Consider the following 12352-nt stretch of genomic DNA (forward strand, 5'->3'; position numbering starts at 1 on the left):
AAAGTGGCGGAATCCGGATAAATAAATTGCAATCCAGCCGTCACATTAGCTTCATCGAGAATCCGTATCAGCGTCCGCAATATGAGAACACGAAGAGGAGAAAAAAGTGATCTCTCACTGCCGCCGACTGCTTGCTACGACCACCGCACTGGTCATCGCTTCCACCGCGATCGCCGCCGCTGAGCCGAGCGCCGAACTGATCGCTGCCGCCAAGAAGGAAGGCATGCTGACCACGGTCGCGCTGCCGCACGACTGGTGCGGTTACGGCGACGTCATCGCCGCTTTCAAGGCGAAGTACCCGGAAATCACCGTCAACGAACTGAACCCGGACGCCGGCTCCGCCGACGAAGTCGAAGCCATCAAGGCGAACAAGGACAACAAGGGCCCGCAGGCTCCTGACGTCGTCGACGTCGGCCTCGCTTTCGGCCCGCAGATGAAGGCCGAAGGCCTGCTGCAGCCTTACAAGGTCTCCACCTGGGACGAAATCCCTGACAACGTCAAGGATCCGGAAGGTTACTGGTACGGCGACTATTACGGCGTCATGTCGATGTTCGTGAACAAGGACCTCGTCAAGAACACGCCGAAGGACTGGGCCGACCTGCAGAAGCCGGAATATTCCGGTCAGGTAGCGCTTGCCGGCGATCCGCGCGCCTCCAACCAGGCGATCCTCGGCGTTCTCGCCGCCGGTCTTTCCACCGGTGCAAAGTCTGGCAAGGAAGCCGGTGAAGCCGGCCTGAAATATTTCGCCGACCTCAACAAGGCCGGCAACTTCCTGCCGGTCATCGGCAAGGCCGGTACGCTGGCGCAGGGCGCGACCCCGATCATCGTCGCCTGGGACTATAACGCCCTTTCCTGGAAGAAGACGCTGAACGACAACCCGCCGACGGAAGTCGTCGTCCCTGAGAAGGGCGTTCTCGCCGGCGTTTACGTGCAGGGCATTTCCGCCTACGCGCCACACCCGAACGCTGCCAAGCTGTGGATGGAGCACCTCTATTCCGACGACGGTCAGCTCGGCTGGCTGAAGGGTTATTGCCACCCGATCCGCTTCAACGCCATGGTCAAGGCCGGCAAGGTTCCGCAGGAACTGATCGACAGCCTGCCGCCGGCAGCAGCCTATGAAAAGGCGATCTTCCCGACGCTCGAGGAAGTCGACGCCAACAAGGCTGCCGTCACCGGCGGCTGGGACAGCGTTGTCGGCGCGAACGTGAAGTAAACTGTTGAAAACGCACCCCGGCCGATCAAAGCCGGGGTGCTTCTTTTATAATGAATACCTTAATAGACAGACCGTTTTGAAAGCGGCGTTTGGGGACAAGGCATGTCATCGACCAACACCGGCGGACCTTCCGACGCGGGCAGAAAACTGCCTCTTCACTGGATAGGGATCGTACCTTTTGCCGTTTTTGTTCTGCTGTTTCTGATTCTGCCGACGATGAAGATCGTCATCGGCGCGTTTCAGCGGACGGATGGCAGCTTCACGCTGGACAATATCGCCGGGCTTTTCACCTCCTCCATCCTTGCGGCCTACTGGATTTCGATCAAGATCAGCCTCGCTTCGGCGGCGCTGGGCTGCCTGATCGGTTTTGCCGTGGCGGCCGCCGTGGTGCTTGGCGGATTGCCGCAGCGCATTCGCGGACCGCTTCTGACCTTTTCCGGCGTCGCTTCGCAATTTGCCGGCGTGCCGCTCGCCTTCGCCTTCATCGCCACGCTTGGCCCGGTCGGCCTCCTGACCGTCTTTCTGAAGACGCAGGTCGGCATCGATCTCAGGCTCCTCGGCTTCAACATCCTGTCCTTCTGGGGTCTCACCGTCACCTATCTGTTCTTCCAGATACCGTTGATGATCCTCATCATCACGCCGGCGCTGGACGGGCTGAAACGCGAATGGCGCGAGGCTGCGGAAATCCTCGGCGCAACCGGCCTGCAATATTGGCGCATGGTGGCCTTCCCCATCCTGCTGCCGTCGCTGCTTGGCACCATGTCGCTGCTCTTCGCCAACGCCTTCGGCGCGGTGGCGACCGCAATCGCGCTCACCGGCTCCTCGCTCAACATCGTGCCAATCCTGCTTTTCGCACAGATTCGCGGCGACGTTCTCGGCAACCCGCATCTCGGCTACGCGCTCGCCTTCGGTATGATCGTCGTCACCGGCATCGCCAATGCGCTTTATATCTGGCTGCGCGCCCGCAGCGAAAGGTGGCTGAAATGAAGCGGTTTTTCGCCTGGGGCGCGCTGATCTTCGGCCTGCTCTATTTCGCCCTGCCGCTGATCGGCATGACCAACTTCTCGCTGAAAATGCGGCGCGGCGAATATTCCTTCGACGCCTATGCCAAGGTGCTGACCGATCCGCGCTTTCAGGAAACCTTCAGCTATTCCGTGGTGATGGCGCTGTTCACCATCGTCTTCGGGGTTCTGCTGGTGGTGCCCACCGCCTATTGGGTGCGCCTGAAACTGCCAGGCCTGCGCCCCTATATCGAGTTCATCACGCTTTTGCCGCTGGTCATTCCGGCCATCGTCATCGTCTTCGGTTACATCCGGCTTTACAACACGTCGAGCTGGCTGCCGCTGACCGGCACGAGCTTCGGCACCAACCTGCTGTTGATGTTCGGTTATGCCACACTGGCCTTGCCCTATATGTACCGCGCCGTCGATACCGGCCTCCGAACCATCGATGTGGCGACGCTCACGGAAGCGGCTCAGAGCCTTGGCGCGGGCTGGACGACCATCCTCTCGCGCATCATCCTGCCCAATGTTCTGGTCGCCGTGCTGTCCGGTGCGTTCCTGACCTTCGCCATCGTCATCGGTGAATTCACCATGGCAGCCCTTTTGAACCGCCCGGCCTTCGGCCCCTACATGCAGCTGCTTGGCGCCAACCGCGCCTATGAACCGGCCGCACTTGCCGTGATTTCCTTCGGCATCACCTGGGGTTGCCTGGGTCTGATCCAACTCGTTTCACGCTACCAGAAGGGCGCGCCTCCCAAGGCCTGAGGACAATATTTCATGAGCTTTTTGACACTTAGCAACATCAAGAAATCCTTCGGCTCCGTGCAGGTCGTGCATGATTTCAACATGGCCATCGAAAAGGGCGAGTTTGTCTCCTTCCTCGGGCCATCGGGCTGCGGCAAGACCACCGTGCTGCGCATGATCGCCGGCTTCGAAACCCCGAGCGGCGGATCCATCGTCATCAACGGCAAGGACCAGACGGCGCTCAGACCGAACCAGCGCAATATCGGCATGGTGTTCCAGGCCTATGCGCTGTTCCCCAACATGAATGTTTATGAAAACGTCGCCTTCGGCCTGAAAGTCGCCGGCAAGCCGAAAGCCGAGATCGACGCCCGCGTGAAAGAAATGCTCCAGCTCATCCATCTGGAGCATCTCGCGGACCGTTACCCCTACCAGATGTCCGGCGGCCAGCAGCAGCGCGTGGCGCTTGCCCGCGCGCTCGCGCCGAAACCGGAAGTGCTTCTGCTGGACGAACCGCTCTCCGCGCTTGACGCCAAGATTCGCGTGTCGCTGCGTGAGGAAATCCGCCAGATTCAGCAGAAACTCGGCATCACCACCATTTTCGTAACCCACGATCAGGAAGAGGCCCTGTCGATTTCTGACCGCATCGTCGTCATGAATGGCGGCCGCGCCGACCAGATCGGCTCCCCGTTCGATATCTACAACAAGCCCGCGACCCGCTTCGTCGCCTCTTTCGTCGGCACGCTGAACCTCATCGACGCCGCTGTGGTCGATTCCTCATCCAACACCATCCGTGTCGGAGAGCAGCAGATCACCCTCCACAGGCCGGTCGATGCGGCAAATGGCGAAAAAATCACCCTTGCCCTTCGGCCGGAAGCGGGCTCGCTCGGCAGCGATGCGAAAGGCGATGTCGCCATTTCCGGCCTCGTCACCTCCAGCCAGTTCCTCGGCTCCGTGATCCGCACCCGCCTCGATCTCGGCGGCTCGACCCTGTCTTTCGACATGTTCAACGATCCCGGCACAGCACCGCCCGCCGTCGGTGAGCAGGTGACGCTGAAATTCGCAGCCGGCGACCTGATGGTCATCAAGGACTAAAGCGCTTTTCCAGACGTAAAACCGCTTCGCCCATTTGCGGGAAATGGTAGAGCAGGTATGACTTCGAACCTGCATACCAACCATGTGAGGCCATGATGCGCGCGCTTTTTTACGAACTGTTCGGCGAGACCCCGGTTGTCGCGTCCCTGCCCGATCCGGAACCGACCGATGGCGGCGTGGTCATCGAGGTAAAGGCGACCGGCCTCTGCCGCAGCGACTGGCACGGCTGGATGGGGCATGACCCGGATATTCGCCTGCCGCACGTTCCCGGCCACGAATTCGCCGGCGTGATCGCCGCTGTGGGCAGGAACGTCACCCGCTTCAAGACCGGCGACCGCGTCACCGTGCCCTTCGTTTCCGGCTGCGGCCATTGCCATGAGTGCCGTTCCGGCAATCAGCAGGTCTGCGAGGCGCAGTTCCAGCCCGGTTTCACCCATTGGGGTTCCTTCGCCGAATATGTCGCCATCGATTATGCCGATCAGAACCTCGTGCATCTGCCGGATACGATGAGCTACGCCACCGCCGCCGGCCTCGGCTGCCGTTTCGCCACCTCCTTCCGGGCCGTGACCGATCAGGGGCGCCTGAAGGGCGGCGAATGGCTGGCGGTCCACGGCTGCGGCGGCGTCGGTCTTTCCGCCATCATGATCGGCGCTGGCCTCGGCGCGCAGGTCGTCGCCATCGACATTGCCGAAGACAAGCTCGAACTTGCGCGGCAGCTTGGAGCAAGCGCCACCATCAACAGCCGCGCGGTTGCCGATGTTGCCGAGGCGGTTCGCGAGGTGACGGGTGGTGGTGCACATGTCTCTGTCGATGCGCTCGGCCACCCGCAGACCTGCTGCAACTCCATCAGCAATCTGCGTCGGCGCGGCCGCCATGTGCAGGTGGGGCTGATGCTGGCAGACCACGCCATGCCCGCCATTCCCATGGCGCGGGTGATCGCGCATGAGCTGGAGATCTATGGCAGCCACGGCATGCAGGCGTGGCGTTACGAGGACATGCTGGCGATGATCGAAAGCGGCAGGCTCGCGCCGGAAAAGCTGATCGGCCGCCACATCTCACTGACTGAGGCAGCAACCGCCCTGCCCGCCATGGACAGCTTCAGGGAAAGCGGCATCAGCATCATCGACCGGTTCGAATAGTGCAGGCTCCTGAGACCGTCTGAGGTTTAAGGATTCCGCACCGATCAGGCGCTCCTGCGTCCGAATGTCCGGACCGGAGCGGCTCCCGGGGCAGACGCGTGGACCGACGATGCTGCCGGGATACGCGCCGCGTGATCCGTCTGGCTATCGCTCCATTGACGGTTCATCAACTGCTTCTTGCGGACCTCCAGGGGGTCGGGAGTGTCCTCCTCCTCCTGCCGCTGACTTCCCGCAACTGCGGAGATCGTCGCCAGTCGCGAAATCCACCGCACTAGCTGCATGCCCTTGTGAACAAGCACAAAGATACCAGCAATTGCGACCGCTATGATAATCACAAGGTTCCAGGGCGCGTCGCTGTCCCTCGCCGCCCGCTCCATGCGGTCTTTTGTCGTCGGATCAAAACCAAGCGTCGCCTTCAGCCTGGCGATATCCGCATCGCTGAGCCTGCTGTACCGCTCGCCACGATACAGCACATAACCGCTCCTATCCCCGCTGTTGAGATAACCAACGTCGAATGCTTCCCCGTCGCGAAGAAAAGGCTCGTTGTCCGGCAGATCATAAACGAGATCGACGGTCTCGCCGCCGCCGAATCCGGGGATGACAAAAAAACGGGACTTCCGCGCCTCAGCTTCGCTCACGAATATCGCGGAAAATAGAAACGCGACCGAAAAAAGCGCAGTATGCTTCATTCACTCTCTCCAAAAACAACGAGAATGATGACAACTGGCATTACTGAATTAATTTGAAGTATATAATTACGATAACATCTTAAATTTAAGATATATATTGCATATATCTAATGTAGATCGATTTATTACTTATAATTAGACCCACTAATTTATAATAAAATGGACTTCTAACGATGCGACATGACGTATCTCCGCCAACGCTATAAACCATTGGTGCGAACAGCGCCCCACGTTAAGCCGCAATCACACGCAATTGCTTTGAGCATAGCGCCGCGATGATGCGACAGAGCGCAACGTCGGCGAACATGACGGATGAGATACAAGGAACGCGACATGCTGTTTCTCGATAGCGTAACCAAGAAAGAAACCCCGGGCGGACGGGATGAATATCCTTTCTCGGTTCCGGCGCTGCGCCATCTGGAACGCCTCGAGTTCAAGACGCCGATCACCTTTTTTGCCGGCAATAATGGTTCGGGTAAATCGACGCTGCTGGAAGGGCTGGCGGCGGGAATGACGGCCTATGCCATCGGTAATCACGGCCAGGTTGCCGGCGACCTCTACCTTCAGCATGCCGAAACCGTGGCGAAGTCCTTCTATTTCGCCCGCAAGAAATATCCGAAAATCCGCATGTTCATGCGCGCGGAAGACGTGCTTGGTTATATCCGCCGGCAGAACGAGGATGCGCTGGACGATTTTCGCTGGGAGCGGGAAAAGGCCCTCAAGAAGGGCGAAGACTTTCCGGAAGAAACCCCGGATACGTTTCGCAGGATCGTCAGGAACAATGTCATCGACCGGCGTTCCCATGGCGAAGGATTTCTCGATATCATGCAACAGCGGCTGCATGGCGCCGGCCTCTATTTTCTCGACGAACCGGAAAGCCCGCTTTCGCCGCAAAAGCAGCTCGAACTGGCGGCCCTTATCCGTGACGCCGCCGATAGCGGCGGTCAATTGATCATCGCCACCCATTCGCCGGTGCTTTTGGCCATTCCCGAGGCGACCATCTATCATTTCGACGCAGACGGCATCACCGAGCGCCTCTATGACGAGCTGGAGAACATCAATTTCCTGCGCCGCTTTCTTGATCGTCCCTCGAAATACCTGAGCGATTGAGCGTCGATTAGGCTTGAAATCGCGCCGCGCTTGCCGCATGCCCATAAGTAATACGTAATTTAGAAAAGAAGCAGCTTCATGTCTCCCACCACCACACCGGCGGCAGCCCGGCCCCTCAACGGTCAGGATTACAGAACTCTTGGCCTTTCGGCCCTCGGCGGCGCGCTGGAATTTTACGATTTCATCATCTTCGTATTTTTCGCCACCGTCATCGGCCATCTGTTCTTCCCGCCGGAAATGCCGGACTGGCTGGTGATGATCCAGACCTTCGGCATCTTCGCCGCCGGTTATCTGGTGCGGCCGCTGGGTGGCATCGTGCTGGCGCATTATGGCGACCGTTACGGCCGCAAGCGCGTCTTCGCCTTCTCCATCCTGCTGATGGCGCTCTCGACCCTCGGCATGGCGCTGATGCCGACCTATGCCACCATCGGCGTGGCCGCCCCCATCCTGCTCATCATCCTGCGCATGCTGCAGGGTGCCGCCATCGGCGGTGAAGTGCCGGGCGCATGGACCTTCGTTGCCGAACACGTGCCCTTCCGCCGCGTCGGCCTCGCCTGCGGCTTCCTCACATCGGGCCTTTCCTTCGGCATCATGCTGGGTTCGCTGATCGCCTTCGCCATCAACTCGCTCTTCACACCGGAAGACGTGGCCGGTTACGCCTGGCGCATCCCCTTCCTGCTCGGCGGCATTTTCGGCCTCATCGCCGTTTATCTGCGCCGCTGGCTGGAAGAAACGCCGATCTTCACCGAGATGAAGAAGTCGAAATCGCTGACGGACAAGCTGCCGCTCGGGCTGGTGCTGAAGCACCATATGCGCGGCGTGGTCATTTCCGCCCTGCTGACCTGGGTTCTCTCGGCCGCCATCGTCGTCACGACGCTGATGACGGCCACCTTCCTGCAGAAGCTTTACGGTTATACCCCGACACAGGCGCTAGCCGGTACCAGCTTCGGCACGCTGTTCCTGATCTTTGGCGTCATCATCGCCGGCGGGCTGATCGACCGTGTCGGCTCCGGCATCTTCTTCATGGGGGCGAGCATCTTCTTCGGCATCGCCACCTTCACCTTCTACAGCTATGCCGGCACATCGCTTCAAACCATGTTCGTGCTTTACGGCGTCATGGGCCTGTCGGTCGGCATGGCGGGGGCCGTACCCTATGTCATGGTCCGCGCCTTCCCGGCCTCGGTCCGCTTCTCGGGTCTCTCCTTCGCCTATAACGTCTCCTATGCCGTCTTCGGCGGGTTGACGCCGATTGGCGTGACCACGGCGCTCGCCGTCAACCCCATGGCCCATGCCTGGTACCTGGTCTTCATCGCCGTCCTCGCCTTCGCGATCGGGCTCTATCTTTACCTGCGCGGCAGCGAGGTCGAGAGCCATGTCGGCATCGAGGAACTGGCGGCGTTGCGGTCTTAAACACCCAATGAACGCAAAAAGCGCGGGCAAGACCCGCGCTTTTTTATTGAATGGCAGCACACCGAACCATCACGCCGCGCTGTCGATTTCCTCCGCGCCGTTCGTCGGCACGTAATTGAGGACAGGACCGAGCCAGCGCTCCACCTCTTCCACCGGCATGTCCTTACGGCGCGCATAATCGAGAACCTGATCGCGCTCCACCTTGGCGACACCGAAATAATAGCTCTCGGGATGGCCGATATAGATGCCGGAGACGGAAGAGCCGGGCCACATGGCGTAGCTTTCCGTCAGTTCCACACCCGCCGCATTGGTGGCGTCGAGCAGGGCGAACAGCGTCTTCTTTTCGGTATGGTCGGGCTGGGCCGGATAGCCGGGTGCCGGGCGAATGCCGGCATAGGCTTCGCCAATCAGCTCATCGCCGTTGAAGTTTTCCTGCGGTGCATAACCCCAGAACTCCTTGCGCACCCGCTCATGCATGCGCTCGGCAAAGGCTTCCGCGAAACGGTCGGCCAGCGCCTTGACGAGGATGGACGAATAATCGTCATTCGCCCGCTCGAACCGCTCGGCAATCGCCACTTCCTCGATGCCCGCCGTCACCACGAAACCGCCGACATAATCGGCAACGCCGCTATCGACAGGCGCGACGAAATCGGAGAGCGCCACATTGGGGCGACCGTCGCGCTTGGAAAGCTGCTGGCGCAGCGTGAAGAAGGTCGCCAACTCTTCGCCGCGGCTTTCATCCGTGAACAGCCGGATATCGTCGCCCACCGCATTGGCCGGCCAGAAGCCTATCACCGCGCGCGGCCGGAACCACTTCTCGTCGATGATCTTCTTCAGCATCGCCTGCGCATCGCTGTAAAGCTGCCGCGCCGCCTCGCCCTGCTTTTCATCATCGAGAATGGCCGGGAAACGACCCTTCAATTCCCAGGTCTGGAAGAAGGGCGTCCAGTCGATGTAACGGGAAAGCTCTTCAAGATCGTAAGTCTCGAACACCCTGGTGCCGAAGAATTGCGGCTTGACGGCGCTATAGGCCGACCAGTCGATCTTGTGCGCATTCTCGCGGGCGCGGGAAAGCGGCAGGCGCTGCTTTTCCCGCTCATTGCGGGCGTGCGCCTCCGCCACCTTGGCATATTCGCTGCGAATACCATCGATATAAGCGGGCTTCTGCTCGGCGGAAAGAAGCGCCGACACGACGCCCACCGCACGCGAGGCGTCGGTCACATAGATTGCCTGTCCCGCCTCGTAACGCGGATGGATTTTCACCGCCGTATGCACGCGGCTGGTCGTCGCACCACCGATCAGGAGCGGAATGTCGAAACCCTGCCGCTCCATTTCGGCCGCCACATGCACCATCTCGTCCAGCGACGGGGTGATGAGGCCGGAAAGGCCGATCACATCCACCTTTTCGGCAATCGCCGTCTCAAGGATTTTCGTCGTCGGCACCATGACGCCGAGATCGATGATCTCGTAATTGTTGCAGGCGAGAACGACGCCGACGATGTTCTTGCCGATATCATGCACATCGCCCTTGACGGTCGCCATAAGCACCTTGCCGGCGGCACTGCGCTCAGACCCGCCATTCAGGCGCTTTTCCTCTTCCATGTAAGGAAGCAGCACGGCCACGGCCTGCTTCATCACACGGGCGGATTTCACCACCTGCGGCAGGAACATCTTGCCGGAACCGAAGAGATCGCCGACCACATTCATGCCGGCCATCAGCGGCCCTTCGATGACGTGCAATGGACGCTCCGCCTTCTGGCGCGCCTCTTCCGTATCGGCCTCGATATAGTCGGTAATGCCGTTGACCAGCGCATGTTCCAGCCGCTTCTCGACGGGCAGTTCGCGCCAGGAAAGGTCCTGAACCTTGGTATCCTTGGCGCCCGTGCCACGGAAACGTTCCGCGACCTCCAGCAAACGCTCGGTCGCATCTTCGCGGCGGTTCAGCACCACGTCCTCGCAGGCCTCACGCAGTTCCGGATCGATATTGTCGTAAACCGCAAGCTGCCCGGCATTGACGATGCCCATATCCATGCCGACCTGAATGGCGTGGTAGAGGAACACGGCATGCATCGCCTCACGCACCGGCTCATTGCCGCGGAAGGAGAAGGACAGGTTGGAAACGCCGCCGGAAATATGCGTCAGCGGCATGGTTTCGCGGATGGTTCTGGTGGCCTGAATGAAATCCACACCGTAATTATTGTGTTCCTCGATACCGGTCGCAACGGCAAAGACGTTGGGATCGAAGATGATGTCTTCCGGCGACAGGCCCGCTTTCTCGGTCAGGAGCTTGTAGGCGCGCGAGCAGATCTCGACCTTGCGCTCGTAAGTATCGGCCTGCCCGACCTCATCGAAGGCCATGACCACGACCGCCGCACCGTAATTATGGACGAGCCGCGCCTGCTGGAGAAACTTCTCCTCGCCTTCCTTCAGCGAAATCGAATTGACGATCGACTTGCCCTGAACGCATTTCAGGCCGGCCTCGATGATCTCGAACTTGGATGAGTCGATCATCACAGGCACACGGGCGATATCCGGCTCGGCGGCGATGAGGTTCAGGAACTCCACCATCGCCTTTTCGGAATCGATCAGACCCTCATCCATGTTGATGTCGATGATCTGCGCACCGTTTTCCACCTGATCGCGGGCAACAGCCAGCGCCGCCGTGTAATCACCGGCGGTGATGAGCTTGCGGAAGCGGGCCGAGCCGGTGACGTTGGTGCGCTCGCCGACATTGACGAAGGGAATGTCCTTGGTCAGCACGAAAGGCTCGAGGCCCGAAAGCGACATGAAGGGCTTGTGCTCGGGAATTTCGCGCGGCTTGTAGCCTTTCACAGCCTCCGCAATCGCCCGGATATGCTCCGGCGTCGAACCGCAGCAGCCGCCGACGATGTTGACGAGACCGTCCCGGACAAAGCCCTCGACCTGACGCGCCATCATCTCAGGTGTTTCGTCGTATTGGCCGAATTCATTCGGCAGGCCGGCATTCGGATAGGCGCAGACGAAGGTATCGGCCACGTCAGACAGTTCCTGAAGATGCGGACGCATGGCGTCGGCACCCAGCGCGCAGTTCAGGCCGATGGTGAAGGGATTGGCATGGCGCACCGAGTTCCAGAACGCCGAAGGCGTCTGGCCGGAAAGCGTGCGGCCGGAAAGGTCGGTGATCGTGCCCGAGATCATCACCGGCAGGCGGATGCCCTTCGCCTCGAAACGCTCCTCGCAGGCAAAGATCGCCGCCTTGGCGTTCAGCGTATCGAAGATCGTCTCGATGAGGATGATGTCGGCGCCGCCGTCGATCAGGCCATCGATCTGCTCACCATAGGCGATACGCAGGTCGTCGAAACTGACGGCGCGATAACCGGGATTGTTGACATCAGGCGAAATGGAGGCCGTGCGGTTGGTCGGGCCGATGGCGCCCGCCACGAAACGGCGGCGGCCATCTTCCCGCTCGGCGCGCTGGGCGGCGCGGCGGACAATCGCGGCACCCTCGCGGTTGAGGTCGTAGACGGCATTTTCCATCTCGTAATCGGCCTGCGCGATGCGTGTGGACGAAAACGTGTTGGTTTCGAGAATATCCGCACCCGCCATGGCGTAGCGATAGTGGATGTCTTCGATGGCATCAGGCTGGGTCAGGATCAGAAGGTCGTTATTGCCCTTCTGGTGACAGGCACAGCCGATAAAACGATCGCCACGAAAATGGTCTTCGTCAAAACCCAGCCCCTGGATCTGCGTGCCCATGGCGCCGTCGAGAATGAGGATGCGTTCGCTGGCGGCTTCGCGCAACGCCTTGAAAATTTCCGCGCCGTCACGCTTTGCCCCTTCAGGGCCGAACAGATCGTCAAACACGGGCACACTCCTCATTTCGATTTGCAAGATCGCAAGCCGTCAAGTCACATAAAGATATGTTTATGTCAATATATCTTCAAGGGACAGGCATGGCTTTGCGCAGTTGCGGCA

At 60.1% G+C, this 12352-nt stretch carries 9 protein-coding genes; 7 read left to right on the forward strand and 2 right to left on the reverse strand.

Annotation, left to right across the window (positions count from 1 at the left end; genetic code table 11):
* Positions 1-106: 106 nt before the first annotated feature.
* The 5 genes from O3W47_RS12555 to O3W47_RS12575 all read left to right on the forward strand — a co-directional run bounded on the left by O3W47_RS12555 (position 107) and on the right by O3W47_RS12575 (position 5189).
* On the forward strand, positions 107-1213 hold the full coding sequence (locus tag O3W47_RS12555) for an ABC transporter substrate-binding protein (protein ID WP_137452945.1): 1107 nt from the start codon (positions 107-109) through the stop codon (positions 1211-1213).
* Between the two features lie 102 nt (positions 1214-1315).
* Positions 1316-2200 (forward strand): ABC transporter permease, encoded by an 885-nt coding sequence (locus tag O3W47_RS12560; RefSeq protein WP_269313877.1) that lies wholly within the window; start codon positions 1316-1318, stop codon positions 2198-2200.
* On the forward strand, positions 2197-2979 hold the full coding sequence (locus tag O3W47_RS12565) for an ABC transporter permease (RefSeq protein ID WP_127757289.1): 783 nt from the start codon (positions 2197-2199) through the stop codon (positions 2977-2979). The genes O3W47_RS12560 and O3W47_RS12565 overlap by 4 nt, the downstream gene beginning before the upstream one ends.
* A 12-nt stretch (positions 2980-2991) precedes the next feature.
* On the forward strand, positions 2992-4050 hold the full coding sequence (locus O3W47_RS12570) for an ABC transporter ATP-binding protein (RefSeq protein ID WP_137452943.1): 1059 nt from the start codon (positions 2992-2994) through the stop codon (positions 4048-4050).
* Between the two features lie 95 nt (positions 4051-4145).
* Positions 4146-5189, forward strand: a complete 1044-nt coding sequence (locus tag O3W47_RS12575; RefSeq protein WP_137452942.1) for a zinc-dependent alcohol dehydrogenase family protein — start codon at positions 4146-4148, stop codon at positions 5187-5189.
* A gap of 44 nt (positions 5190-5233) precedes the next feature.
* On the opposite strand, the gene O3W47_RS12580 is transcribed toward O3W47_RS12575, so the two are convergent.
* Positions 5234-5878 carry a hypothetical protein gene (locus O3W47_RS12580; protein WP_137452941.1) on the reverse strand — a complete coding sequence of 215 codons (645 nt, stop codon included), beginning with the start codon at positions 5876-5878 and terminating at the stop codon, positions 5234-5236.
* Positions 5879-6211: 333 nt separating this feature from the next.
* On the opposite strand from O3W47_RS12580, the gene O3W47_RS12585 reads away from it, so the two are divergent.
* Positions 6212-6988: an AAA family ATPase gene (locus O3W47_RS12585; protein WP_137453297.1), complete on the forward strand. Its 777-nt coding sequence runs from the start codon at positions 6212-6214 to the stop codon at positions 6986-6988.
* A gap of 78 nt (positions 6989-7066) precedes the next feature.
* Positions 7067-8398 (forward strand): MFS transporter, encoded by a 1332-nt coding sequence (locus tag O3W47_RS12590; RefSeq protein WP_137452940.1) that lies wholly within the window; start codon positions 7067-7069, stop codon positions 8396-8398.
* 69 nt (positions 8399-8467) lie between these two features.
* Here O3W47_RS12590 and metH read toward each other — a convergent pair whose 3' ends face one another.
* On the reverse strand, positions 8468-12241 hold the full coding sequence (gene metH / locus O3W47_RS12595) for a methionine synthase (protein WP_269313878.1): 3774 nt from the start codon (positions 12239-12241) through the stop codon (positions 8468-8470).
* Between the last annotated feature and the right edge of the window lie 111 nt (positions 12242-12352).

The sequence above is a fragment of the Agrobacterium sp. LMR679 genome, assembly GCF_027157905.1.
GTDB lineage: Bacteria > Pseudomonadota > Alphaproteobacteria > Rhizobiales > Rhizobiaceae > Agrobacterium > Agrobacterium leguminum.